The following is a 26,596-nucleotide window of genomic DNA, read 5'->3' as shown; positions in this document are numbered from 1 at the left end:
GCAGGAGTCGAGTGTCCTACGCTCCATTCCACCCTGTTTCCAACATTGTTTTCACAATCAACAAAAAACCTGAACGATTAAAAGTGAGAAACTCTTAATCGTTCAGGTATAGTAAGGACTGAACTACTTATGTCCCAGCCTCTTTCTAGGCTTACATCTTTAGTTAATGTCACCCGCAGCGAATGCTTTTTCAACTGTATCGCTATATTTATCTTTTGGCTTAACTTCCCATTTTCCGTCTTTTTCAACCATTTCAATTTCTAATGGATAGTTGCTTTCTTTAAGCTCTGCCCCACCTAGAATGTCTTTGAATTTTGAAATTGCATAAGCTTCTTGTTTTTTCGAATCATATTCATTTGTTTCTTGATAATAAGCGCGCTTATAATCAGAAACTGTATTATATAAGTTATATACGCCGATACCGGAATAATTCACTTCTACAACTGCTTTTCCATTAACATTTTCAATCGTTTTAGCTTCAAACGTCGCTTTTGAATTCAACTCGTCTTTATACATTTTATATAAATTAGACGCACCTTCTTCTGTTAAATCATTTGAAAACACTTTATTAATTGATTCACGGAATGCTTTATTAGCAGACTTTTCAACCTCTTCCTTATCTGCTACTACATATTTATCGAAGTCTTCATTTTCTTTCCCTAAGAACAACACGTCAATATAGGCTGTCAATGCTTTTTCAGGAGTTTCTAAGTTTTTTAAGCTTTTCTCATATTTTGCTGTATCTAATTTTAACTTTACTTCTTCAATCTTATTATTGTAGTCTTCACTAATTGGCTGAAGACCAATTTCATACTCTTTATCTTTTTCTACGTTAAAAAGATACGTAAGTTTTTTGGACTTATCAGACGCAATCTTTCCAGATCGCATGGACGTTTCAATTTCATCGCTGTATACGTCTGTATTAGGTTCTAATTGTTCGTCACCATCGTAAAGGCTGACATCATTGCTAGACAATGAAATGGCATCCTTAGACGTATTCTTTACTTCTAACTCCACCGCAAGTAAGGCCTCATCTCCGCTCACGCCACCGTCTTGCTCCGATACTAATATGTACTGTGCACCATCAATTTTTGCTTCAAACGACTTGTTTGCACCTGCTCCTTCTCCTTCTTCACTTGATCCACACGCTGCTAAGCCCAGTGAAAGAGCCCCAATTAAGACTAAACCTGCTGCTTTTTTCACGTAATCCTCTCCGTTTCTCTTTATGTTTTCATGAACTCTATCATCGACTAATTTCATAATCTCTATATTCACAATCACTTATTTCGAATTACTTTTTTACAGTTATTTGATAAAGTTCATTACTTAATTCTCCTTTACCATCATAAGGAAATCCTTAAACATCTTCAATCTTCCATAAGTCATTAAATTACCAGGATATTTTTGTAAGTATTTCGACTCATATTGTCCCATTAATCTACCTACTTCTCAGTTATTTAAAAATACACTCTTTCCATTACAAAACCTACCATGATAATATTTACCATATACATTCCTTTTTTTGGCGTTGTATTTTAAGCTTGGTTCTTATCAAGGAACAGACTTATAGTTCAAATGAATCACTTAGCCTCTTTTAGGAATTTAGTTTTAGTTATATTTCATTTTTTTACAGATAATCCAACGTTAGTTTATTTCTTTTACGAAGAGGGAATGTTAAGAAAATACGATGTTTGGAGGAGGAGAGATTGTGTCAGATGTAAAAGTTTTGTTTTTTGATGATGATGGGGTTATTCCCAACCACCCTTCCCTTCCTGTTTTACTCTATGAACATGCATTAATTGATCGTAAGGATAAAATGGAAACTATCTTTCATAATCACAACTGGAAAAATAGCTGGGTAAATGGCATTTATGATTTTCATCACTACCACAGCAACACACATGAGGTTCTCGGTATTATACGAGGCTGTGCTCGCTTACAGCTAGGTGGTCCCAAAGGTGAAAATATTGTTGTACACGCTGGAGATGTAATTGTACTGCCTGCAGGTACGGGACATAAGCACCTTCAATCAACGGCTGATTTCCAAGTAGTTGGCGCGTATCCTGATGGAAGCAACTATAATTTAAAGACCGGTAATTCTAACGAACATGCAGAAGCTGTCAAACAAATAAAGAATGTGCCTCTTCCGAAAACAGATCCAATCTACGGAGAGGATGGACCCTTACTTTCTTTTTGGCAGCAATAATACATGCAAAAAAATGGAAGGCCGTTTAAGCCTTCCATTTTCATTTACCTTACACCTTTTCTATTCGTGCACTCCATGCAGTGAGTAAAACAGCTCCAATCACCATTACTCCACCAATCCACGGCGTATGAATAATGCCGATTGAATCCACAATAAGCCCACCTACAAATGCACCGATTGCAATTCCGATGTTAAATGCAGCGATATTAAGCGCTGATGCCACGTTCACAGCAGATGGAACATACTTTTCTGCTAAGTTTACCACTAAAATTTGTAAGCCCGGAACGTTCATGAAAGCGAACAGCCCCATTAAGAAAATCGTAATTAAGCCAACTATCTTAAACGGTGCCGTAAAGCTTAAAGCAACTAAGACAACAGCTTGGAAAATAAACATCCAAAACAGTGCTTTAAGCGGTGATTTATTCGCTGCTTTTCCACCTACAGTGTTACCAATTGCCACTGCAACACCATAGACCAGCAAGATGATACTTACCCATTTAGCACTAAAGCCTGTTACATTTTCTAAAAGAGGTGTTAAATAAGTGAATGCAACGAACGTACCTCCGTACCCTAGGGCCGTAATAGCAAATGCTAATAAAAGTGGACCATTTGTTAAAATCTTGACCTGTTCTTTAAACGACGTAGGCGGTGCTTCTTTTAAGTTATTCGGAATTAAAATTGCGCTTGCAATAATTCCAACCACTCCAAGTAAAGCCACTGCTCCAAAGGTTGCTCTCCAGCCAAATGTTTGACCAATAAACGTACCAAGCGGAACACCTGTTACGGTTGCAACGGTTAACCCTGTAAACATAAACGCAATAGCGCTCGCCCTCTTATGCTGTGGTACAAGATCTGCTGCAATTGTTGACCCAATTGAAAAGAATATTCCGTGTGAAAAAGCCGTAATGAAGCGGGCAACAAGCAATAACGTGAAGCTTGTAGAAACTGCTGCTGCTGCATTACCAATAATAAATACCACCATGAGTGCCATTAATAATGTTTTTCGATTCATTTTATTGGTTAAAGCCGTTAAAACTGGTGCGCCGATTGATACACCAATCGCATAGCCTGAAATCAATAATCCTGCTAGCGTAATTGAAATAGATAAATCATTCGATATACTAGATAATAAACCAACTGGCACAAATTCAGTTGTTCCAATACCAAATGCACTGATGGCTAACGCTAATAATGCAAAGGTACCGCCTTTCTCATTTGTTTTTGTATGTGAAAGTGAACTCATTATTTTTCCTCCTTAATCATTTCTTATCTTTTTTATTTTATGTTGAGCTCAGTATAGGCGCCTTTCTAGTTCCTGAGTCAATTCTGTCAGCAGCTAGCGCCGACTGGCTAGCTCTGTTAGTCATTATGCAAGATACCAATCCATAAAAAAAGTACGCACTTTCAAGTACGATAGGCACTAAAAAGTACCTAATGGACTATTTTGGGCGTAAAGCGGTACAATAACAATAAATTGATTAACGTTCACGCATGAGGAATATTTGTGGCATGCAAACGAATAGACAGAACATTGTTACGTAAGGAGGCTTTTAGTAATGAAAGTTTACAATATTCCAGTCGAAGCTTCTCTCGAAGTAATTGGTGGTAAGTGGAAAGTAGTGATTTTATGTCACTTGATTAAAGGAAAGAAAAGAACCGGAGAACTAAAGCGCTTGATGCCAGGCATCACTCAAAAAATGCTAACTCAGCAGCTTCGTGAGCTTGAAGAGGACGGCATTATTTTACGTGAGGTCTATAACCAAGTTCCTCCGAAAGTCGAGTATTCTCTAACGGAATATGGCTGGTCTCTTAAAGGAATTTTAGATGCTCTTTGTGCATGGGGCGAGCATCATATTGAAAAAACATACCCAAATAAAGAAGATGTGCTTGTACAGGTTGACTAAATCGTCAGCACATCGTGAAAGTGAAGTGGATAGAAATGAGCGGGCAAAATCGAAATGATATTTCTCCTGGAACGAAGGTATCAATCGTTCTGAAAGCTGATCAACGAACTGGAAAATTAACGGAGGGAATTGTGAAAGACTTGTTAACAAAGTCTTCGTTTCACCCTCATGGCATTAAAGTTCGGCTAACAGATGGACAGGTAGGGCGTGTAAAAGAGATTCATTCTGTCTAAAAGCTGTCGAAACATTGGCTGATTTGTAAATAAAAGTAAGACTTTGTATCTATTTTTATTCATCTTCCTGTAATCAAATCTCAATGTACGATTCATGCGGTATCAATATTCCAAATTTATACTGAATCATGAAAACAGTTTGAGTTGGGAGATGGAGAGATGAATAAAAAAGTATTAGCAGGGATTGGGATTTCATTTGCTTTGTTGCTAAGTCCTTTACAGCAAGCATCGGCTGCAAAAAATGACGTAGACAACGTAGCGCATCGTGGTGCATCTGGATATGCTCCAGAAAATACGGTCGCTGCGTTTGAGAAAGCATTCGAAATGAAATCAGATTATATTGAAATTGACGTACAGCAAAGTAAAGATGGCGAGCTTGTAGTCATTCACGATGTAACCGTCGACCGTACGACAAACGGTACAGGTGCAGTCAAAGATCTAACACTAGAAGAACTACAATCATTAGACGCGGGAAGCTGGAAAGGAACCGAATTTGCTGGAGAACCCATTCCAACATTTGAAGAAATTTTGGATCGCTACCGCGGCAAAATTGGCATTCTAATTGAATTAAAGTCGCCCGAACTCTATCCAGGCATCGAAGCAAAAATAGCTGGTGAGCTAAAAGAACGCAACATGGACAAGCCAAACAATGAAAAGATCATTGTTCAGTCATTTAATTTCGACTCGATGAAAAAGATGGACGAGCTGCTTCCAAACGTTCCAATTGGCGTGTTAACAGGGTCTAAAGCAGATACAACAGAGGAAAAGCTTCAGCAGTTTGCGACATATGCTGATTACTTTAACCCTCATTACGGGCTTGTTACAAATGAGTTAGTGACAAATGTACATAATAACGGAATGAAGATCTCTTCTTGGACGGTGCGTAATCAGCAAACGGCTGATTTCCTGTTATCAATGAATATAGACGCTATTATTACTGATTACCCTGATTTTGTTCAAAAATAACAAAAGAGTTTGGGACATAACAAAATGATTGCTTCTAAGAGACGAACAATAGCTGTTCCAATCTTTTTGGTTTGTCTGAACACGTTCGTTCCATTGCGCTACGGCCACTCGCTTTCCGCGGGGAGGAACCTGAGCTTCCTCGCTGCGCTGCGGGATCTCCGTTTTCCCTCTCTTTCCCGCAGGAGTCGAGTGTCCTACGCTCCATTCCACCCTGTTTCCAACATTGTTTTCACAATCAACGAAAAAACCTGAACTCTCAATCGTTCAGGTTTATCATTGGCTGAATTACTTATGTCCCAGCCTCTTGTTTTATTAGTCTAAGAACTTTGTTTTATTCCCAACAGAGATGAGCTGCGTACGACGTTGATTTGTACTGATTATATACACCGCTACTAAAAAGACACCTACGACAATTGCTGATCCAATATTTACTAGTCCTTTTTCAGCATACCATACGATTGCATACCCAACCGCTCCGGATAAAAGCGCATAGTACATAAACGGCAGCAGCGTTTTTCGAATAACCGCTCCCTCTTTTCCAACCAGCCCTACAACGGCTGAAGCTGCCACAACATTATGAACGCAAATCATGTTTCCAGCCGCTCCTCCAACCGCTTGTAAAGCAACAATCCAAGTTGGATTCACGCCAATTTGGGTACCAACATCGTATTGAAATAACGAAAACATCATATTGCTTACGGTGTTGCTTCCAGCAATAAATGCACCAAGTCCTCCAATAAAAGTTGAAAGCAACGGCCAATATTCGCCTGCTAAAGCTGCTGCACCGTTTGCTAATTCAATTGGCATTTTATCGAACCCCGCTTCTCCTCCTCCAGAATTAATAAAAACCTGTACCATCGGAACCGTAAAAATTAAAGCTGTAGACGCAGCAATCGTTGTTTTTGCAGACTGTGCCCACGCCTTTTTATAAGCTTTTTTATTCATATGATGAAGGAAATAAGTGATTAGAGATACTAAGATGAAAATTGTTCCCGGAAGATACAGTGGCTGAAAGCTTGCACTTACTTCAGAACCAAATATATTCGGAAACGAAACGGTCCATGATTGTAGCCATCCTAAAATAGGAAGCGCTTTCAACCTTGATACCACTAAGAACACGCCAACTAATACATAAGGGAGCCACGCACGAAACATGCTCATTTGTCCGTTATGATACGCAACATCTTTTATTTCTAAACTGCCTATCCACTCAGGGTCCCACTTGCTTTTCTCTTCAAAGTCCCATGCTTCTTCTTTAGCTGGCATTAAAAATCCTCTTTTAGCAGCAAAGACAACAACGACAAGTCCGACTAATCCACCAATCATTGATGGAAACTCAGGACCTAGTAGGTTTGCAACCAAGACATATGGAATGGTCATTGCAAACGCAGCAAAGAGTGCAAACTTCCAAACGCGGATTCCTTCGGTAAATGATTTATTCTTCCCAAAGAACTTTGTCATAAGCGCCACAACAAACAGTGGAATAAACGTACCCGCGATCATGTGTAAAATTGCTACCTGTCCACCAATTTCAGTTACCAGTGCTAGAAAGTTATCCGTAATGCTTGCATCTGCTGATAATCCTGTTTGAACGCCGACTAGCATTGGTGTTCCTACTGCCCCGAACGAAACGGGCGTACTTTGAATAACCATTCCAGCAATAACCGCTGCCATGGCAGGAAAGCCTAGGCCTACTAACAGCGGAACCGCAACCGCAGCCGGCGTACCGAAACCCGAAGCTCCTTCAATAAAGGAACCAAATAGCCATGCAATAATAATAACTTGAATACGGCGGTCCGGTGAAATATCCGTAAAGCCTTGGCGGATGGTTTTAATTCCGCCGCTTTCTTGCAGGGTGTTCAGTAATAAAATTGCACCAAAAATAATATATAAAAGCGTTCCTGCAACGACCAAACCATTAATGGAAGCAGCAGCGATTGTTACGCCAGGCACCTTCCATACAAATAACGCTAACCCTACAGCCACCAAGTAAGAAATTGGCATCGCTTTGCTAGCAGGCCATCTCAGCCCTACTAAAAAAATACCAACCGCTAAAATCGGTAAAAGTGATAGAAGTGCTAATATTCCAGTACTCATGCTTTTCTTCCTCCTTTTCAACAAGTGTTTAAAACAGTTTATTTTATGTGAGAGAATATCGGTTTCAGTCAAGCTATTACCTTTTTTCATAAATAAAAACCTGTTCGAAATCCGATTACGTCGCAATTCGAACAGGTTGTTTTTTGTTGTGATCGAAATACCTAAGCAGCCTGAACCTGTTTTATTCATGTAGACAAGCATGTTTACCGCAGATACCAAGCTGTATTCAAATCATTCTTTCTTATTAATTCACGTTGACTTTTACTTTGCTAAAAGTATTTTTCAGCGAGCCAATTTCATCAATATGACAATTAATAATGCTTCCTGCGCCCACTAATTCCGCTCCTACTGGACTACCTGTTAAAATAACGTCTCCTGGTTTGAGCGTCATCATATTTGAAAGATAAGCAATCATTTTTTCAACCGAGATGATGATAAGATCCATACCGCTATTTTGTTTTTCTATGCCATCCAGCGTCGCTTTTACACGAATGTTTGCAAGATCCAGCTCGGTTTCAATATAGGGACCAAGCGGCGTGAATGTATCAAATGATTTCCCCACCGTCCAGTGGCCGTCCGGGTGAATAAACTGCGGTGCTGTGACGTCATTTCCAATCGTATAGCCAAAGATATACTCACGAACATTTGACGCTGAAAGTTTTTTTGCTTCTTTTCCAATGACAACCGCAAGCTCAGATTCAAACTTTACTTCTTCAATTCCTTCTGGAATGATGATATCTTCACCAGGCCCAATAACCGATGAAATGGGTTTAAAGAAAAATACTGGAATATCAGGAAGCTTTTCAGGCAGCTCACTCACATCTTTCACGTAATTAGCTCCAATGCCAATAATCTGATTTGGCTGTATTGGTGCTAACAGCTTCACATCTTCTCGTATAAATGTGCGCCCCGTGTATTCCCATTTCGTAAACAAATCTCCTGTTATTTCACGAATGTTTTCTTTTTCTACCACTCCTTGGCAAATCACACCTTCTGATTCAAATCGTGTAAATTTCATACGTAGCCTCGCTCCTTGATTCGCTTATTTTTGTTCGATTGCTTGCTTTGCTTTTGCTTCAATGCGGCGCGCATGCAAGATTGGCTCAGTGTATCCGTTTGGTTGATCATATCCTTTAAACACAAGGTCGCACGCTGCTTGGAACGCAATAGACTCTTCATAATGAGGTGCCATTGGCTGATAGTTAGCGTCACCCGCATTTTGGCTATCCACGACTTTCGCCATTCGTTGTAGCGTCGCAAGAACTTGCTCTTTTGTACAAATTCCGTGATGTAACCAGTTTGCTACGTGCTGACTTGAGATACGAAGCGTTGCTCGGTCTTCCATTAAGCCTACGTCGTTGATGTCTGGAACCTTTGAACATCCAATTCCTTGATCTACCCAGCGTACTACGTAGCCCAATATACCTTGTGCGTTATTATCTAATTCTTGCTGTACCTCTTCTTTTGTCCAATTTGGTTCTTCAGCAAGCGGTACCTGTAAAATGTCATCTCGCAGATTAGTAGAATTGTTCGCCAGCTGGTTTTGAACATCCACAACCGAGACTTCATGATAATGAAGAGCATGTAACGTTGCAGCGGTTGGGGATGGAACCCATGCCGTATTTGCTCCTGCTTGTAAGTGGCCTACTTTTTGTTTCAGCATTTCAGCCATTAAATCTGGCATTGCCCACATACCTTTTCCAATTTGCGCTTTTCCTTGGAATCCGCTTGCTAAACCTGTTAGTACATTTGATTTTTCATATCCTGCTAGCCAAACGGAAGATTTCATATCATTTTTTCGAATCATGACGCCTGCTTCCATAGATGTATGTATTTCATCTCCGGTGCGGTCTAAGAACCCTGTGTTAATGAACGCAACGCGATTTTTAACTTTTTCAATGCACGCTTTTAAGTTCAGTGACGTTCTGCGCTCTTCGTCCATCACTCCAATCTTAAGAGTATGGCGTGGCAATCCGACTAAATCTTCTACGCGATCAAACAGCTTATTAGCAAATGCTACTTCTTCAGAGCCGTGCATTTTCGGTTTTACAATATACACAGAGCCTTTTTGAGAGTTTTGATACTTACCAGTTCCAAGCAGCGTATGCTTTGCAATTAAACTCGTAATTATGCTATCTAAAATACCTTCTTGAATTTCATCACCGTTGGCGTCTAAGATGGCGCTGTTGCTCATCAAATGACCTACGTTTCGTACAAACATCAAAGAGCGTCCGGAAAGCGTCACAGTATCTCCGTTTGCAGTTTCATACTGACGATCGTCATTTAGCGTACGGGTCATTGTTTTTGCACCTTTTTTAAACGTTGCCTTTAAATCACCTTTCATTAAGCCTAACCAGTTGCGATACACTTCTACTTTGTCTTCTGCATCTACTGCAGCTACCGAGTCTTCACAGTCCATAATAGTTGTGACAGCCGATTCAAGCAGCACATCTTTTACGCCTGCATCATCGCTTTTTCCAATCGCATCCTGGCGGTCAATTTGAATTTCAAAATGCAGCCCGTTATTTTTAAATAACAGGGCACTCGGGTTTGAACCATCACCTTGATAGCCAATCCATTTGCTCGGTTCTTTCAGCTCCGTTGTTGTCCCGTCCTGCAACAATGCTTCCATCTTATTTGTCACGACGTACTGCACAACGTCTTCGTGTTTGCCTTCTTTTAATGGAATCGTATGATTTAAAAAGGATTTTGCAAACGTAATGACCTTTTCACCCCGAATCGGATTATACTGACTTTGAACTCCAGCTCCATTTTCGGAGCTAATCGCATCCGTTCCGTAAAGCGCATCGTATAAGCTACCCCAGCGAGCATTCGCCGCGTTAATTGCGTAGCGGGCATTATTAACTGGTACAACAAGCTGTGGTCCAGCTTGAAGCGCAATTTCATCGTCTACGTTAGCTGTTGAAATTTGAAAGTCAGCTACGTCTGCTTCTAAATAGCCAATGCTCGTAAGAAATGCTTTGTACGCTTCAAAGTCAAAGGAATCACGATTTTCACGATACCATCGATTTAATTTGGCTTGCAGTTCATCACGTTTAGCAAGCAGTGCTTTATTTTCCGGTGTTAGCTCATGAATAAGTTGTTCGAATCCTGCCCAAAACGCCTCCTCTTGTAGTCCAGTCTCCGGAAGAGCTTCTTCATTAATAAATTTGTACAAAACAGGTGCTACTTGAAGTTTTCCAATTTGCTTATAAGCTACCATTTTACTTCCTCCTTTTAATGATTACGGACGTGCAACTGTTTGCTTATCCTTTAAATCACGCTTAACTTCAGCGCAGCGACTTGGACTTGGAAACAGTTTACCCGCATTTAGTAAATTTTCTGGGTTAAACACTTCACGAATGTTTGTTTGAGCCAAAATTTCTTCATCCGTAAAGACAAATTTCATTTCCTCTTTCTTTTCGATACCCACACCGTGTTCTCCTGTAATGGTTCCGCCAACATCTGCACAAACCTGTAAACACTCACTGCCTGCTTTTAACGCTCTGTCTGTTTCTCCCAGCTTTGCCATATCGAATAGAATGAGCGGATGTAGATTACCGTCACCAGCATGAAAAATATTCGCAATTCTTAACTCATATCGCTTGCTAATTTCGTTGATCCGCTCCAGCACTTCTGGCAGTTTGCTTCTCGGAATGACGCCGTCTTGCACTAGATAATCCGGCGAGATGGCTCCCATTGCTCCAAAGCCCGTTTTCCGGTTTGCCCACCAGCTCGCTCGTTCTTGCTCATCTTTTGCAACCTTTACTTCTCTGACATGATGCCGTCGGCAAACGGCAAGAATTTCTTCAATTTGTTCCTCAATACCTGCTGAGATTCCATCAACTTCAATAAGCAACACCGCTTCAATATCTTTTGGATGTCCTACTGGAAAAGCAGCTGCTTCTACGCCTTCAATCGCAATTTTATCCATCATTTCAAGAGCCGCCGGAACAATACCTGCTGAAATGATGTCAGACACGGCTTGGCTTCCATCTGAAACATGGTCAAAATACGCTAGCACCGTCTGCTTGGCTTCAGGATTTTTCAAAATACGAACCGTAATTTTTGTTACGATTCCAAGCGTCCCTTCAGATCCTGTCAAAAGCCCAAGAAGGTCATAGCCTGGCGTATCCAGGATGCCTTCTCCACCAATAGTGATAATTTCACCATTCGGCAATACCACTTCAAGCGCTAAAATATGGTTTGTTGTGACTCCATACTTTAAACAATGAGCGCCGCCTGCGTTTTCCGCAACGTTGCCTCCGATTGTACAACAGTATTGACTTGATGGATCGGGAGCATAATAATAGCCCTTATCTGCAATTGAGTTTGTGAGCTTTAAATTAATGAAGCCGGGCTCAACAACTGCTTGCCGGTTTTCAAGATCCACGCTCACCAAGCGCTTCATTCGAACAAGGCTAATGATCACTTCATTGTTGAGAGGAATAGCTCCACCGCTTAGCCCTGTACCAGCTCCTCTAGCTAAAAACGGAAGGTTATGCTTCGCACAGTAGCGCACAACTTTTGCTACTTCTTCAGCATCTTTTGGAAACACCACCGCTCGTGGCAGTTTGCGGTGAACGGTAAACCCGTCACAGTCATAAGCGAGCAAATCAGCTTCTTCATATAAGATCGACCCACTGCCTTCCATGAGAGCAGCTAGCGCTAGGATATGCGCATCATTTGAACGAATTTTTTTCTTCTTCATGAGCGATACCCCTTTTCTTCATCTTCTTTTTCATACGCCCACTGCAGCAGCTGAACCGTATGGACAACCTTTTGGCTGCGACCGTATTTTTTTACACCCATGGCCATTTGGAGCATGCAGCCAGGATTCCCCATTGAAATTAACTCTGCATCTTCCGGCACGCTTTCCATTTTGCTTTTTAAGATTTCACCTGCCATTTCTGGATTGGTCATATTATAAATCCCCGCGCTACCACAGCACCGATCAGCATTTGGCATATGCACCATTTCCACTCCCGGTATATTAAGAAGTAAATCGCGCGGCTCTTTTCTCACGCCTTGACCATGCGCAAGATGGCAAGCATCATGATAGGTAATCGTTGTGTGTAAAGACGCTTTCGGTTTTTCATAGCCCGTATCGTATAAGTATTTTGAAATATCTTGGACTTTTCTGGAAAATGCTTTGGCTCTGTCGTACCATTCCGTTTCCTCTTCTCGAAACAGCTCGGGATATTCTTGCAGCATACACCCGCATCCCGCTGCATTTACAACGATGGTTTCCTCATTTTCAAATGCTTCAATGTTTTGTTTTGCAAGCTTCCTTCCCGTATCTCGGTCGCCGGCATGCACATGCAAAGCACCGCAGCACGTTTGTTTTTTTGGAATCGTCACGTTGTTTCCGTTGCGGGTTAATACTTGAATAGTAGCATCATTAATATCGCTGAACATCACGTCCATGACGCACCCAGTTAAAAAAGCCACGTTTGCTTTCGCTTCATTTTTTGCAGGAATCGTTGTTTGCTTCTTATATTTCTTTTGTACAGGCTTTTTAATATCTGGCATAACTGCTTCCATTTCAGCTAAATGCTTTGGCATCACGCTCATAAGTCCCGTTTTTCGCACAGCTTTTTGCAGCCCGCTTTTTTGATAAAACTTCAGCAGTGAACCGACGGATTCAAGACGTCGCTGGTATGGGAATAATCCTTTTAAAAAGAACTCGTTTACAGTTCCTTTCACACCGGTAAGCGGCATCGCTTGACGGATTTGACCGCGCGCTTCTTCAATCAACCCACCAACATCCACATCGGCTGGACAAGCTGTCGTACAGGCTCTGCAGTCTAAGCAATCAAAAACTGGCTCAATTAGCTGTTCGTTTACTTCAAGCTTCCCTTCAGCTACGGACTTAATGAGATGAACGCGCCCTCTTGGTGAATGCTGCTCTTGACCCGTTATTTCATAGGTTGGGCACGATTCCAAACACATGCCACAGTGCACACAATCAGCCCATTTCATTGGGTCAGGCTTATCTTTCCATAAGTAGTTTGTTAGGCTACTTGCTGTACAGGCCGGCTCGTTTACAACCTCTCCACTCATAAATCAAATCCCTCCCACAAATCGCTTATGATTTAACATTTTGTTCGGGTCTATCCTTGATTTAATTCCTTCGTATAAAAAGAAGTGAGATGGCTTTTCTCCCCAGACGTTGAGCTGCTGACGAAATACAAGCGGTGCGTGCGTAACGACTACATATCCTTTTAGTTCATGAGCTTGCTTACGCATATCAACAATTGCTCCTAGAATGTCTTTAGAGCCCCCACTAATTTCGATTTGACAAAGACCGTGACCGATTCCCCCATGTGCCCGAATGCGGACATCATATCGATCCGTAAGCAAATATGCGCTTTCTACTACCTTGAGGGCATCGAGATTTTTCACTCCTACCTTTAAAACGGCTGTTAGAGAGTCCCCATCTATAAAAGAAGCTCCATTGACACCCATTCTGTAAAGCTGGTGCCAAAAGCGAATTCGCTCCTCTTCCGATTTGATGGAAACAACTGCTTGTGAGCTTCCCAGCCCTTGAATTGCTTTTTCTTGATAGCGAACAGAGCTCTCAACATCCTCCAGCGCAATGGCTAAACAGTAAGCTTCTTCTCCAACTAGCTCCCTACTCAAAGAAGGACTCATGAGTTGTAAGGATACGGGCTCTAGCATGGAATCCAGGATCTGAGTCGCTAAGGACCTGATATCAATTAAAGATGCCTCTGGAAACGCGATAACGACAAGTGATTGGCACTTTGGAAGCGGACGAAGCTTTAGCGTAATTTCAGACATAACAGCAAGCGTCCCCATTGAACCAATGAAGAGCTTATTCATATCATAGCCGGCTACGTTTTTGACGACTTTTCCGCCAGAACGAATGATTTGTCCGTCAGCATACACAAGCGTCATGCCAATGACAACATCTCGACAAGATCCATATCCAAGGCGTTTAGGACCGCTGTCATTGGCTGCTACAATACCACCAATTGTTGCTGTTTCGGGCCAAGATGGATCTAACGAAAGCTGCTGACCGTATGTGGCTAAATGATCTTGTAACTCCTTAAACGATGTACCTGCTTTCACCGTAACCGTCATGTCGCCCGGTACATGCTCCACAATTCCCTTATAGCGAGAAAGAGATAGCAAGATATCAGCAGATTGAACTAAACCGCCGAACCCTCGCTTCGTACCTGCACCCATGATGGATACCGTATATCCATTTTGATTCGCATACGTTAAAACAGCTGCAATTTCGGCTTCAGAAGTCGGGTAAACCGTAACCTCCCCTCCATTTCCAAGCGGATGTGCTACTGCTGTTTCCTGCACTTGCTCAGTAGAAAAAAGCGCTTGAAGGTCAGAAAAAAGTCGTTCTGCAATCATCAAACTCCCCCATCGAAATTCAATTTTTATGAAGCATTAGCGCTGGATGCGCGCTAAGCTTGTTTGTAGAATATTTTCAACAAGTTCTAAATGATTCAGCATGTGTATGTAGGCATCTTTTGAATTTGATTGTTTAATGGATTCATAGATGTGATAGTGGTGTGACGCAATTTCTTTTAAAAAGGCTTCGTGTGGTTGAATGTACTGATAAAAATCAATCATTGCTTTTTGCATCTTCGTGGAAATAAACTGGATGAATTGAGTTAGCATTTTATTGCCTGCTGCATGGACAATCACTTGATGGAAGTGGTAATCGGCTTCCCAGTCATTTTCAAATGTTTTGGAAAGCGCTAGTTTTAATTTCTTTAAATCTTCTGGAGAGCGATTCTTGGCAGCCATTTCAGCAATGCCTGGCTCCAGCATTTTTCGGACTTGAAATAGTTCTCGAACATCCTCTTCGCTCGGTAAAAGCATGGTATATTGAAACATTCTTGATGAATCAAACTGACAAATAAACGTGCCTTCTCCCTGCTTTACATCCACAATTCCTTTACCTTTGAGTGCGGTAATGGCATCGCGTACAGATGAACGCCCCACGCCAAATAACGTGCACAGCTCTCTGACTGAAGGAAGCTTCTCTCCAGGCTTAAACTGACCCGAAGCAATCATGCCTTCAATTTGCTCTTCAATTGATTCTGAGATTTTCTTTCGAGCGATTCGTTCTACATTCACAATAACACCACCTTTCAGTTATCACATATGTGATATGTTATCGCTTACATTTATTAAAGCACCTTCAGTTTTTGATTTCAATCTTTTTTTAAAAAAATTTACAAAAAATAAAATTAGCATATCGATTTGCAACATCAAAAAAGGACACTCATCGAAACGAATGTCCTCTTTGGTACAATCTTATTCTACTACTTTCCATACGACGGACGTACCTGGCGTATCACCAAGCGTCCACCACCGTGCTTCGTATGTGCGGTTTCCATAGTTTACTTTTGAACCACTTGGATAGGCTTTTTGTGCATTCCACTCCACTACGGTATCACTTACTAATTCCCACGCATCTGATGAATCAGGCTGATTGCCTTTGGTCCAGTATTTCGCTTTATATTCAAGCCCTTTAAACTGAACAATCATGCCAGCAGTATAGACTTTCTCTTCGCTCCATTCTTCAACGGAAGAATCACTTTTTAATGTCGATACCTCTAGCGGTGAGCTTGAATCCGAAACGTTCCCTGCTCCATCAATAGCAAAGACTGTATACGTATAGCTCGTATCTGGCTTAAGATTTTTATCAATATAGTACGTAGTAACCGTCGTTGCAACTAGCTGTCCATCACGGTAGACTGCATATTCTTTAACGCCTACTTGATCTTCTGATGGCGACCACATTAATTCAATAGAACTCTCTGATTCTTTCATACTATGAAGACCGCTTGGAGGTGTTGGGGCTTCCATGTCTTCAACTGGCTTTAGTGTTTTCACAGCTACAGCCTTACTAGCAGAACTAGTATTACCAGATAAGTCAATGGCTTTTACATAGTATTCGTAGCTTGTGTCTGGCTTAACGCCAGCATCTTTATAGACGGTATTCATCGTAGTAGCAACCTTTTCTCCGTTGCGATAAATTTCATATTCTTTAATTCCTTCTGCTGATGCGATATGTCCATCAGCCGGCCCGCGTTCTGGAAACCCTTTTGGACCTTCTACAGACTGAGGACTGTCGATGACTCTTCCGTGCTTCTCCATCGCAGCTTGCCAGCCAATAACTTGCTTTTCAAGCGATCCAACGTACCCTCTACTTGCCGGTTCCTGTATGTAACCATGAGCAGATGCATCATCAGCTGAAACCCACATACCAAACGAGAGCACAGCCGCTGTCACGGCGCCTTTTCCAATTGTTTTTTTCCACTTCAAAACTCATCACCTCATTCGTAAAGTCCACTTTATGACTAAGTGTCACTTTTAATTATAAGGAACCGAGCTCTTCTAATTACTACAATCCGTCATTTTGATTCAATAGGTTTAGAAAAACGTAGAGTAACCTTGTCTCATTTCCAGTTATATACTCATAAAGAACTAAACTTTATATTTTCGCATTCATTTTTTAAACAGTGCTCTAATCTAACGTTCAATATACAAACCCAAGAAGTAGATTTAACAAAGAATTTTCAATTTATGACATAAATCTGAAAGAGAAAGGTGAATAAGTTGGCTAACATTACAAGGCTCATACGCGCATACTGAAAGCTGATAAGAATCTCCTATGTTCTGTTGTTTAAAACAAATATTCTTAATTGGTTTATTCTTCACCGTATCTATAGCAGTTATAGGTTCTTCATCTTTTCCTTGAATCTGAAAAGAAGTAAGAGGTCTACTCATTCCTTCCCCCGTTGCTTTAATATAACTTTCCTTTAAAGTCCAAACACGATAGAAAGCTGTGATTTTATTCTCTGATTCTTTAATAACCTCTTTGTATTCTTCTTCAGTAAAGAATCCTTTTGCTATGTTCATATCAATGGATTGTACCTTCTCAATATCAACTCCTACACTTTTGTCATGCACAGCGCAAACAACAAATTCACCAGAATGAGAAATATTATATTGAAAATCTGGATATTCAGGGACAAAAGGCTTCCCGTATTTATTTTTATGAAACGTTAGCTCCTTTGGTATCACGTTGTATTTCCTATAAAGTCCATAACGTACTAATAGTTCACCAATTGCAGTGCGGTAAGAATCTTCAAGGTGAAAAAAACGCTTAATTTGTTTTTGTTTGGCCAACGAAAGCTGTGATGCAATTTTATTTAACGCGTCATCATCTATTGTTTTAGGAAGCTGACATATGTATATATGAACCAATTTTTTCTTCCTTTCTATTTTTAATAAATGAGAGTACTACTTATAAGCAGTACTCTCATTTATTACACTTTATTTACTAACTTTTACATCTTCGTTCATTGAACTATCGGAACGTGTGAAACGTTTTGTTTTTGGCATTTCAAAATTAGCTGTATGGATACGAAACGTTAAAATTAACGCAAGTAATAGAAATAAGCTGGCTACTAATAATGCAATTTGATAAGGAATTACGCTTGAATAATCTCCATCAAAAGCCGTTTGTTTCATTCCAATAATACTTGATAAGATAGCTATACCAACAGCTGATCCTAATCGATTATGAACATTAAACAAGGTAGTTGCTCTCCCCATTAAGCTAGGGGAAATATTATTAAAGCTGATTGCTTGTACAGATACGACCGTATGTCCTAAAAACAATCCAACGCTAAACAAAATCATGCGAAAAATCCATGGACTTGCTTCTGTACTAATCAAGCTTAAACATATAAGCATAAGCGCCGATCCTACTAAACCCATTCTAATTACCCCGTGAACCCCTATCTTTTTGGTTGACCACGGCATAATGCGAGAAGCAATAATTAAGCCTATTGCTTCTGGAAATGTTGTTAATCCACTTTCCAGCGCTGAAGCACCAAAAGCATTTTGATACATTAAAGGAAACACATAAAGAATGCCTAGTAATCCAGCAACGCAAAGCGCTGAAATTATGCTCATTGTTTGAAACAAGCGATCTGATAGCAAGTGAAAATTCAGCATCGGATTTTTGGTACGCAATTGAACTACAATAAAGATTGAAACGAATAGAAGGCCCAATCCACCTATCGATAAGATTAGAGGTGATAACCAACCTACTGATGGCCCATGGTTTAAAGCATACATCAAACTAGCTAAACCTACAGCAGACAGCATAAACCCTCTAAAGTCAAAGCTACCAGCTTCATTTTCCTTATGTTCATTTAAAAACTTAAGTCCAAAGAAAAATGCGAAAAATCCAAATGGAATGTTAATATAAAATACCCATGGCCATGACATAGCTTCAACTAAAAGACCACCGATAACAGGTCCAATTGCAGGTGCAACTGCAATTGGAAGTACTAGCGTACGCGCGACCTTCGAGCGCTCTTCTGGTAAAAACGTTCGATAAAGCATAGCCATTCCTACAGGTGTTAGTAACCCTCCAGCCGCTCCTTGACAAATACGGAATAGATTTAGTGAAAAGAGATGGGTTGCTAATCCACATAAAGCAGAAGAGACTGTAAAAATAGCTAAAGCAACTAAAAAGACTTTCTTTGTGCCAAATCGATCTCCAAGCCAACCCGATATTGGCAAAAATACGGCTAGACTAACAAGGTACCCTACATTAATACTACCGGTAGCCGCCGGAGAAATTTGAAACTCTTGGCTAATAGTTGGTAAAGCAACATTTACAATCGTACCATCCATCGCAGCCATAAACATTGCCATTACATACACAATCATAACAACTAGCTTTTGATTAGAATAAAGCTTCACTTCAATTACCTTTTAAGCTGCTTGCAACAAGCTTTAAACTATTCGGCTTGATATCAATCCAATGAGAATTTATATATTTTAAGCAGCTTTCACGATTTGATTCTCCATATACAACTTTCCACCCTAAAGGTACCTCAACAAAAGTTGGCCATAATGAATGTTGGCCTTCTTCATTAATCAATACCAAATAAGAACCAGATTGATTTTCAAAAGGATTCATTTTTTACTTCCTCTCTTTCATTTTTAATAGCATATCTATTCTTTCAATGAGAGTAACTTACGTGCTACTATTTCTCCAATTTCAGCAAGTGGCTCAGGCTGACACATATCTTTATGACGGCAGTTGATATCATACTGTTCAATTTCACCATGAATAAAAGATTTCCATGATTCTGGCTCAATCGGATCAAACCACTCTGGAATAATTGTAGATCTAAAAAATAAAAGATTGCCTGTAAATATTTTCGGATTATATTCCCCTAAAATTTGCACTGAGTTAACATAGGTATCTTTTAAGTTTAATATAGTTGATTTTTTTAAGCTCGCCAGCGCACTTCCATCTTTACGGAGAAATTCAATTGCACTAGCAATATCCAACTTGTCCGCGCCTACGCTTTCTGGGTCATATCCACCTAAAGCAAGTAGTGCAACTAATGCTTCCTCTTCATTAGGCGCTTCATTTATTGGTAAGAAGTGGCTCGGATATGCATCTAGCATAGCAACAAGCCTGACTTCTTCACCTTGATTTTGAAGTTGAGTTGCCATTGCATGAACAACGTTTCCTCCAAGAGACCAACCTAAAAGATGGTATGGTCCTTCAGGCTGAACGGTACGAATCTTCTCAATATACCTTATGGCCATTTCATCTAATGATTTAGGATGTTGTCCTTTCTTAGCAATTCCTTCAGCTTGCAATCCATAAATTGGGTAATCCACACCCAAAGATTTCATTAAACCGGCATAGCACCAACTTAATCCTCCTGCTGGGTGTACACAAAATACAGGCAGCTCTTTTCCAGTTATTCTCAGTGGCAGTAAACTATCCAATGCACTGCCTTCACTACCTTTTTCTAAATATTCAGCTAATCCAGCGACTGTTGGAGCTTCAAAGAGACTACCGATTCCAAGCTCTATACCAAAGGCATCGCGAATTTTACTCATTAGCTGTACCGCAAGTAAAGAGTGCCCACCTAAGTCAAAGAAACCATCGTCAATTCCTACTTTTGTTAAACCTAATACTTCCATAAACAGCTGACAAAGTATTTCTTCTTTTGGATTACGAGGTACACGTTCTGTCACAAGCAAACCAAAATCTGGATTAGGCAAAGCTTTACGATCCAGTTTTCCATTTGGCGTAAGCGGAATACTTTCAATCTTCACGAAAGCTGCTGGTACCATGTAGTTTGGAAGTTGATTAGACACGTACTGACGAATTGAATTTACATCGATAGATTCAGATTTATGATTTGGTGCTACGATGTACGCAATTAAGCGTTTGTCTCCAGGGTCACCCTCATGTACAACAACCACTGCATGTTTCACAGCAGGATGCTGAGCTAGAACCGCTTCAATTTCCCCTAATTCAATTCGAAAACCGCGAATTTTAATTTGATGATCCGCACGGCCCATATAATCTAGAGAACCGTCTTGACAAAAACGCGCTAAGTCACCCGTTCGATACATTCTCTTACCTGAAGTGCTAAAAGGATTAGCTACAAAGCGTTCCGCAGTTAAGTCTGGTCGACCTAGGTAGCCGCGAGCAAGACCTTCGCCAGCTACATACATTTCTCCAACAACGCCCGGTGGTACTGGTTGCAAATATGAATCCAACACATACACATCAAGATCCGAGATGCCTTTACCAATCAAACTGTTAGCCTTTGAAACAGCGATTTCTTTCGTAACCTTTAAATAACTAACGTGTACTGTTGTTTCGGTAATGCCATACATATTAATGAGAGAAGGAGAACCTTCTGGGTGGCGCACGTACCACTCATTTAAACGGCTAAGCTCTAGAGCTTCCCCACCAAACACGATATATCTTAAGCTTAATCTCTGGTCAATGGGAGATGCTTTATCTGCTTCAATAAGCTGATAAAAAGCCGATGGCGTTTGGTTCAAAATCGTAACATTTTCATCAACAAGCAGCTGTAAAAAATCTTTGGGTGATCTCGTAACATCATGAGATACAATAACAAGGCGTCCACCATATAGTAATGGGCCCCAAATTTCCCATACAGAAAAATCAAATGCATAAGAATGGAACATTGTCCACGTATCATCAGAACTAAAGTTAAACCACTGCTTTGTTGTATTAAAAAGACGAACAACATTTTGGTGAGGAATAACCACACCTTTTGGTAGGCCAGTAGAGCCTGAAGTATAAATAATATAAGCAGGATGATCAGGTGACAGTGGCTGTGAGCGCTCATTGTCACTTGGATTAATGCTAGAACAACCCTTTAACTCGTCAACGATGTCCCAATTATCTAACAATACTAAAGATGCATCCTTCATATCAGGGAGCTTTTGATATACAGAACCGTTGGTTACTACGTACCTAGGCTTTGTATCTTGTAGCATAAAGGCAATTCGCTCGTTTGGATATTCTGGATCTAAAGGTAAATAGGCGGCTCCGGCTTTAAGAATCGCAAGTAAGCCAATAACCATATCAATCGACCTCGGCAGGGATAAAGCGACAAATTCCTCAGGTCCAATTCCTTTAGAAATAAGCCAATGCGCAAGCTGATTCGATTTTTCATTTAACTCTTGGTATGTTAATACTTCTTTCTTAAAAGTAACTGCTATACGATGAGGGTGTAACACAACTTGCTTTTCGAATAATTCTGTCAATGAATGTTTTGATGTTTTCGTTGTAGGTTCATTCCAGTCTACAAGAATTTTGTGACGTTCCTTGTCAGTCATAATGTCCAAACGCTCAATTGGCTGTTCTGGATGCGAAACTGCCGATTCTAATACTGTTAAAAAACGTTTAATAAACGTTTTGATTGTCTCTTTTTTAAATAAATCTGTGCTATATTCCAAAAACCCTTCTAAACCACTAGCTTGTCCTTTATTATGAGTCTCTTTAAACTCTAATGTCATATCAAATTTAGCTGCACCAACGCTACGGACTTCCACAGTTGAATTAACCTTAGGTAAATCTACTTTTGGATCTGGTGTGTTTTGTAAAGCTAACATTATTTGAAATAAAGGATGTCTAGAACGCGATCTTACAGGATTTATAATTTCTACTAAGCGCTCAAAAGGTAAATCTTGATGGTCATAGGCTCTTAAGTTTACCTGCTTAACGCGTGCTAATAATTCTAGAAAGCTTGGGTTTCCAGAGGTGTTGGTTCTTAATACTAACGTATTGACGAAAAACCCAATTAAATCGTCAAGGACATCGTCATTTCTTCCTGCTATTGGACTACCAATAGGAATATCATTCCCTGCTCCAAGCCTTGTTAATAAAGTTGTTAACCCTGCCTGTAAAACCATGAATAAGCTGACACCTGCTTTTCTTGATAGCTCCAACAGCCTCTGATGTAAGTGAGCATTAATGTTAATTGCTATGGTTTCACCAAGATAACTGGATTCTAAAGGTCGAGAGTAATCACGTGGAATATCAATTTCACCTGGAAGATCCTTTAACTCTTTTTTCCAAAATTCAATTTGCTCGTTGACTAAGCTATTTGCTTCTTCATTATTTAATAACTTCTTTTGCCACATTGTATAATCGGCATATTGGACGGATAGAGGCGCCCATTCTACTTTTGAGCTTTGATAACGTGCTTTATACGCTTTAGATAAATCACCTGTAAGAGGTGTTAACGACCATCCATCTCCTATAATATGATGAACAACCAATACAAGCGCGTATTCTTGAGAGTCAAGGGCAAAAAGCTGTGCACGAACGGCTGGTTCACTCTCAAGATTAAAACTATACCTCACTGCTTCATTTATTTTCTCTTCAACTTCTCTCTTGTTAATATGAGAAACCTTAAGCTCAACATGCATTTCATTTGGTTGTAAGATATGCTGATAGGATTCCCCATTTACTTTCGGAAATATTGTACGAAGTGGCTCATGACGATTCACTACGTCGTTTAGAGCTTCTTGGAGCGCTTTTATATTCAGCTCACCCATCAACCTTACAACTATAGGAATATTATAGGTAGGGCTTGCTCCTTCTAAATGGTTTAAAAACCATAATCGACGCTGTGCAAATGACAGTGGGATTCGCTCAGGTCTGCTTATCTTTTCAATAGGCGGCCGTTTTGACTGCCCTTTATCTAACTGACTGGCTAATCCAGCAATTGTAGGGGTCTCAAAAATTTGAGAAATTCCTAATTCTATCCCAAAAGAATCACGAATACGCATCATTAGCTTTGAAGCTAATAGAGAATGTCCACCTAATTCAAAAAAGCTGTCGTCAATGCCAATATTAGAAACACCCAGAACCTCACTAAATAAATCGCTTATTATTTCCTCTTGAGGTGTACGAGGTCCGCGGTTCGTCACCATCGCTTCAATATTAGGAGCTGGCAGATTTCTTCGATTCAATTTGCCATTAGACGTCAGCGGAAGTTCGTCCATTACTACAAATGCAGATGGAATCATATAGTCTGGTAATCGCTTATTTATATAGTTTCGTAGGCTCTTAAGGTCAAGCTTAGAAGTAGTTGGAACAAGATAAGCAACTAGACGCTTATCTTCTTTTATATCTTCTCTTACAATTACTGCAGCTTGAGCAACTTCAGAGTGACTCGTTAGCGCAGTCTCTATCTCTCCTACCTCAATTCGAAATCCGCGAATTTTAACCTGGTAGTCTGATCGACTAATATATTCTAAAGAACCATCTTTATGCCAACGAACAAGATCACCCGTGCGATACATCCTACTTCCTTTTTCTCCGTAAGGATTTGCAACAAAACGTTCAGCTGTTAAATCCATACGTCCTAAGTAGCCGTGTGCTAACCCTTTACCACCTATATATAAATCGCCAATAACCCCTTCTGGAACAGGCTGTAAACTGTTATCTAGCACATACATCTCAGTATTCCAAATTGGAAAACCAATTCTTGGCACACCTTTCTCGTCTGGATTCAATTTCAATGAAGAAGACCAGATTGTTGTTTCAGTAGGTCCATACAAATTAGTTACTTCACACTCTAAATCCTGTAGCTTGTCTTTAAGCTCACGAGAAAGAGCTTCTCCTCCTACCAAGACGCGGAGACCTCTTAGTTTTTCTGGATAACTTGAGGACAACGCCTGCCAAAGTGTAGGGGTTGCTTGCATGATTGTAATGTTGTGTTCATGCATCATATTCGTTAGAGTTTTTGGATCTTTAATATCTTCCTTCCTGGAAATTACGCAGCTAGCTCCACTAATTAGAGGTAAAAAAATTTCTAAAACTGAAATATCAAATGCAATTGTTGTTACAGCTAGTAAACAATCATCTGTACTTAAAGAGAACTGTTGTTTCATAGATAATAAAAAGTTAATTAATCCTTCAGAGGAAATGACAACTCCTTTTGGCTTACCAGTTGAACCCGATGTATAAATCATATAAACCGGGTTTAATACATGCCTTGGCCCGTAAATGGTGGTCAGGTCAACGTTTTCATCTGAATAAATTTTCAGTGTTTTTGTTGTTTGCTCATCGTCTAGAATAAGTAGATTAATGTTCGAATAATCTAGCTGCTTACTAGTTACTTTATCCGTTACTATGTAAGTAGGTTGAGCATTACTTAGCATAAATTCAACTCTGTCGGCTGGATAATCAGGATCAATTGGTAAATAGGCTGCTCCAGCTTTAAGAACAGCTAACATCGCAATTACCATATCTGCAGAGCGTGGCAATACTAAAGCCACAAACTGCTCAGGTCCAATGCCTTTTTCGATTAATAAATTAGTAAAGCGATTTACTTGTTGATTTAATTGACGATAACTCAGAGTTTTACCTTGATAAAGTAAAGCTGTAGCTTCAGGATTTTCTGCTACTTGTTTTTCAAATAATGTAGGCAAGCTCACTGCAGGAAGTGGCTGAACTGTTTCATTAACTTCATGCACTAACTGCTTTCGTTCCCGCGATAATAATAGATTGATATTTCCAATGAATACATCTTTCTCTGCTTTGGAAATAGTTTCAAGTAGATGTAAAAAGCGACGATGATGCATATTTAACTCTTCATGGCTATAAACGGTAGGATTTGCATCTATGTCAACTCTTAACCCGCTTTCATGAGCTTGACTATAAACATTAATAGATAAGTCATCAACTGGACCCGTTGCTAACTTATGTGTAACCCCCTGACTTCCAGCAAAATTCAAACTATATTCAAACGGCATAACATTTACTTGCGGCCCAAATAAGCGATGGTTGTCTCCCACTAGCTTCAAATTTCTACGAAGCTCTTCATGGCGATACTTTTGGTGCTTTCGTATAGCATTAATTTCAGTGGAAATTTGCATCACCAAGTCTGACAAGCACATATCAGGACGTACTTGTAACCGTAGTGGCAATAAGTTCATAACCATAGCAGGTGTTTTAATCGCTTTGGAACCTAACCTTCCCATCATTGGTAAACTAAGCACAACATCGTTTGTACCAGTCAAACGACTTACGTACAAAGCAGTAGCTGCGATAATTAACTCGTGCCACTTTCCATTAAACAATTCTGATGCTTTATGTAACTCTTTCGTTACAGTAGGTGATAAATTCCCTGTCGCTTGAAGGTAACTAGTAGAACGCTTGGGTACCTGATTGGATAAGCTTGCAACTTCTAGATTTTCCTCGAAACGATTAACCCAAAATTCTTGATCGTTTATAAAACTTTCTGAATGACGATAAGCCTCATCTTCTTCTAACACAGATTGAAATGAATTGAAGAACCTTTCTTCATAATTGTTGTCATTCATTAATGCCGTATAAAGTGTCGCCACGCGCTGCGAAATAAGTGAAAAGCCAAACGCATCCATGACAATATGATGGATTCGCTGATACCATAAAAAGCGATGATTATTAACTTTAAATAAAGCTTGATTAAAAAGCGGATCTTTTTCAAGATCAATTGGCATTTTCAAATCGTTAAGCATTTCTTCTTTTGCTAACTCTTCGGCATTTGGCTGATCACTCAAATCAGAAAACTGCAGTTTAAATACGTCTGGTTTTTCAATTCTTTGCTGAGGTCCTTGTTCACCGTTCTCGAAGCGAATATGGAGAGCATCAGCTTCGAGAATTGTATATTGAACCGCTTTTTGAAATGTTTCAATGTCAACGGGTCCATTTATTTCAATATATTCACCTGTATTGTAAATTGGGTTATTTGGTTCTAACTGTTGAGCAAACCAAATCCCAGATTGTGCGCCGGACAAAGTCCAGCGCTCCTGTTGATTGCTTACCATCTTCTCTC

General features: G+C 40.0%; 19 protein-coding genes. 4 read left to right on the top strand and 15 right to left on the bottom strand.

The genetic code is table 11. From position 1 onward, the window contains the following. Positions 1-159: 159 nt before the first annotated feature. On the bottom strand, positions 160-1,203 hold the full coding sequence (locus AS180_RS07015) for a DUF5105 domain-containing protein (protein WP_025909679.1): 1,044 nt from the start codon (positions 1,201-1,203) through the stop codon (positions 160-162). 484 nt (positions 1,204-1,687) lie between these two features. Between AS180_RS07015 and AS180_RS07010 the strand changes: the two genes are divergently transcribed. Continuing rightward, on the top strand, positions 1,688-2,206 hold the full coding sequence (locus AS180_RS07010) for a cupin domain-containing protein (RefSeq protein WP_061785940.1): 519 nt from the start codon (positions 1,688-1,690) through the stop codon (positions 2,204-2,206). Positions 2,207-2,255: 49 nt separating this feature from the next. Here the strand turns inward: AS180_RS07010 and AS180_RS07005 are convergent, their stop codons facing one another. Further along, positions 2,256-3,449 carry an MFS transporter gene (locus AS180_RS07005; protein ID WP_061785941.1) on the bottom strand — a complete coding sequence of 398 codons (1,194 nt, stop codon included), beginning with the start codon at positions 3,447-3,449 and terminating at the stop codon, positions 2,256-2,258. Between the two features lie 313 nt (positions 3,450-3,762). On the opposite strand from AS180_RS07005, the gene AS180_RS07000 reads away from it, so the two are divergent. The 3 genes from AS180_RS07000 (at position 3,763) to AS180_RS06990 (ending at position 5,309) form a co-directional block, all read left to right on the top strand. Further along, positions 3,763-4,110: a winged helix-turn-helix transcriptional regulator gene (locus AS180_RS07000; RefSeq protein WP_025909676.1), complete on the top strand. Its 348-nt coding sequence runs from the start codon at positions 3,763-3,765 to the stop codon at positions 4,108-4,110. A 35-nt stretch (positions 4,111-4,145) separates the two neighbouring features. After that, positions 4,146-4,343, top strand: a complete 198-nt coding sequence (locus AS180_RS06995) for a YwbE family protein (protein WP_025909675.1) — start codon at positions 4,146-4,148, stop codon at positions 4,341-4,343. 159 nt (positions 4,344-4,502) lie between these two features. Then, positions 4,503-5,309, top strand: a complete 807-nt coding sequence (locus AS180_RS06990) for a glycerophosphodiester phosphodiesterase (protein WP_062686601.1) — start codon at positions 4,503-4,505, stop codon at positions 5,307-5,309. On the opposite strand, the gene AS180_RS22370 is transcribed toward AS180_RS06990, so the two are convergent. The 13 genes from AS180_RS22370 to AS180_RS06930 all read right to left on the bottom strand — a co-directional run bounded on the left by AS180_RS22370 (position 5,256) and on the right by AS180_RS06930 (position 26,588). Continuing rightward, the gene (locus AS180_RS22370) at positions 5,256-5,519 is read right to left on the bottom strand and encodes a hypothetical protein (RefSeq protein WP_139109166.1); all 264 of its coding nucleotides are present in this window, start codon (positions 5,517-5,519) and stop codon (positions 5,256-5,258) included. The genes AS180_RS06990 and AS180_RS22370 overlap by 54 nt on opposite strands. Before the next feature lie 102 nt (positions 5,520-5,621). Continuing rightward, on the bottom strand, positions 5,622-7,406 hold the full coding sequence (locus AS180_RS06985) for an L-lactate permease (RefSeq protein WP_061785943.1): 1,785 nt from the start codon (positions 7,404-7,406) through the stop codon (positions 5,622-5,624). A gap of 244 nt (positions 7,407-7,650) precedes the next feature. Further along, on the bottom strand, positions 7,651-8,424 hold the full coding sequence (locus AS180_RS06980; protein ID WP_062686600.1) for a fumarylacetoacetate hydrolase family protein: 774 nt from the start codon (positions 8,422-8,424) through the stop codon (positions 7,651-7,653). Between the two features lie 24 nt (positions 8,425-8,448). Beyond that, a complete protein-coding gene (locus AS180_RS06975) occupies positions 8,449-10,629 on the bottom strand; it encodes a malate synthase G (protein WP_062686599.1) in 2,181 nt (726 codons plus the stop codon). Between the two features lie 21 nt (positions 10,630-10,650). After that, a complete protein-coding gene (locus AS180_RS06970; RefSeq protein WP_062686598.1) occupies positions 10,651-12,117 on the bottom strand; it encodes an FAD-binding oxidoreductase in 1,467 nt (488 codons plus the stop codon). Continuing rightward, positions 12,114-13,469: a (Fe-S)-binding protein gene (locus AS180_RS06965; protein WP_062686597.1), complete on the bottom strand. Its 1,356-nt coding sequence runs from the start codon at positions 13,467-13,469 to the stop codon at positions 12,114-12,116. Before AS180_RS06965 ends, AS180_RS06970 begins: the two co-directional genes overlap by 4 nt. Positions 13,470-13,472: 3 nt before the next feature. Further along, entirely contained in the window at positions 13,473-14,795 is a 1,323-nt protein-coding gene (locus AS180_RS06960) for an FAD-binding oxidoreductase (protein ID WP_025909668.1), read from the bottom strand. Between the two features lie 36 nt (positions 14,796-14,831). Continuing rightward, positions 14,832-15,527, bottom strand: a complete 696-nt coding sequence (locus AS180_RS06955) for a FadR/GntR family transcriptional regulator (RefSeq protein ID WP_025909667.1) — start codon at positions 15,525-15,527, stop codon at positions 14,832-14,834. A 180-nt stretch (positions 15,528-15,707) separates the two neighbouring features. After that, positions 15,708-16,721, bottom strand: coding sequence for a carbohydrate-binding protein (locus AS180_RS06950; protein ID WP_062686596.1), 1,014 nt, complete (start codon positions 16,719-16,721; stop codon positions 15,708-15,710). Positions 16,722-16,961: 240 nt separating this feature from the next. Further along, positions 16,962-17,666 (bottom strand): 4'-phosphopantetheinyl transferase family protein, encoded by a 705-nt coding sequence (locus AS180_RS06945; protein ID WP_025909665.1) that lies wholly within the window; start codon positions 17,664-17,666, stop codon positions 16,962-16,964. 69 nt (positions 17,667-17,735) lie between these two features. Continuing rightward, the gene (locus tag AS180_RS06940) at positions 17,736-19,178 is read right to left on the bottom strand and encodes an MDR family MFS transporter (protein WP_025909664.1); all 1,443 of its coding nucleotides are present in this window, start codon (positions 19,176-19,178) and stop codon (positions 17,736-17,738) included. A 1-nt stretch (position 19,179) separates the two neighbouring features. Beyond that, positions 19,180-19,398, bottom strand: a complete 219-nt coding sequence (locus tag AS180_RS06935; RefSeq protein ID WP_025909663.1) for an MbtH family protein — start codon at positions 19,396-19,398, stop codon at positions 19,180-19,182. Between the two features lie 35 nt (positions 19,399-19,433). Next, positions 19,434-26,588 (bottom strand): amino acid adenylation domain-containing protein, encoded by a 7,155-nt coding sequence (locus tag AS180_RS06930; RefSeq protein ID WP_062686595.1) that lies wholly within the window; start codon positions 26,586-26,588, stop codon positions 19,434-19,436. Positions 26,589-26,596: the final 8 nt, after the last annotated feature.

Source organism: Priestia veravalensis, from assembly GCF_001457055.1.
GTDB classification, from domain to species: domain Bacteria; phylum Bacillota; class Bacilli; order Bacillales; family Bacillaceae_H; genus Priestia; species Priestia flexa.
Note: the sequence above shows the minus strand (reverse complement) of the source record. Positions and strands in the feature narration are given on the sequence as shown.

What these genes read in the sequence shown, in the direction of transcription:
- AS180_RS06960 (WP_025909668.1), bottom strand. Translation starts at nt 14,795, where the DNA reads ATGATTGCAGAACGACTTTTTTCTGACCTTCAAGCGCTTTTTTCTACT.
- AS180_RS06930 (WP_062686595.1), bottom strand. Translation starts at nt 26,588, where the DNA reads ATGGTAAGCAATCAACAGGAGCGCTGGACTTTGTCCGGCGCACAATCT.
- AS180_RS06980 (WP_062686600.1), bottom strand. Translation starts at nt 8,424, where the DNA reads ATGAAATTTACACGATTTGAATCAGAAGGTGTGATTTGCCAAGGAGTG.
- AS180_RS07000 (WP_025909676.1), top strand. Translation starts at nt 3,763, where the DNA reads ATGAAAGTTTACAATATTCCAGTCGAAGCTTCTCTCGAAGTAATTGGT.
- AS180_RS06975 (WP_062686599.1), bottom strand. Translation starts at nt 10,629, where the DNA reads ATGGTAGCTTATAAGCAAATTGGAAAACTTCAAGTAGCACCTGTTTTG.
- AS180_RS06990 (WP_062686601.1), top strand. Translation starts at nt 4,503, where the DNA reads ATGAATAAAAAAGTATTAGCAGGGATTGGGATTTCATTTGCTTTGTTG.
- AS180_RS06965 (WP_062686597.1), bottom strand. Translation starts at nt 13,469, where the DNA reads ATGAGTGGAGAGGTTGTAAACGAGCCGGCCTGTACAGCAAGTAGCCTA.
- AS180_RS06970 (WP_062686598.1), bottom strand. Translation starts at nt 12,117, where the DNA reads ATGAAGAAGAAAAAAATTCGTTCAAATGATGCGCATATCCTAGCGCTA.
- AS180_RS07005 (WP_061785941.1), bottom strand. Translation starts at nt 3,449, where the DNA reads ATGAGTTCACTTTCACATACAAAAACAAATGAGAAAGGCGGTACCTTT.
- AS180_RS06935 (WP_025909663.1), bottom strand. Translation starts at nt 19,398, where the DNA reads ATGAATCCTTTTGAAAATCAATCTGGTTCTTATTTGGTATTGATTAAT.
- AS180_RS06995 (WP_025909675.1), top strand. Translation starts at nt 4,146, where the DNA reads ATGAGCGGGCAAAATCGAAATGATATTTCTCCTGGAACGAAGGTATCA.
- AS180_RS07010 (WP_061785940.1), top strand. Translation starts at nt 1,688, where the DNA reads ATGTTTGGAGGAGGAGAGATTGTGTCAGATGTAAAAGTTTTGTTTTTT.
- AS180_RS06985 (WP_061785943.1), bottom strand. Translation starts at nt 7,406, where the DNA reads ATGAGTACTGGAATATTAGCACTTCTATCACTTTTACCGATTTTAGCG.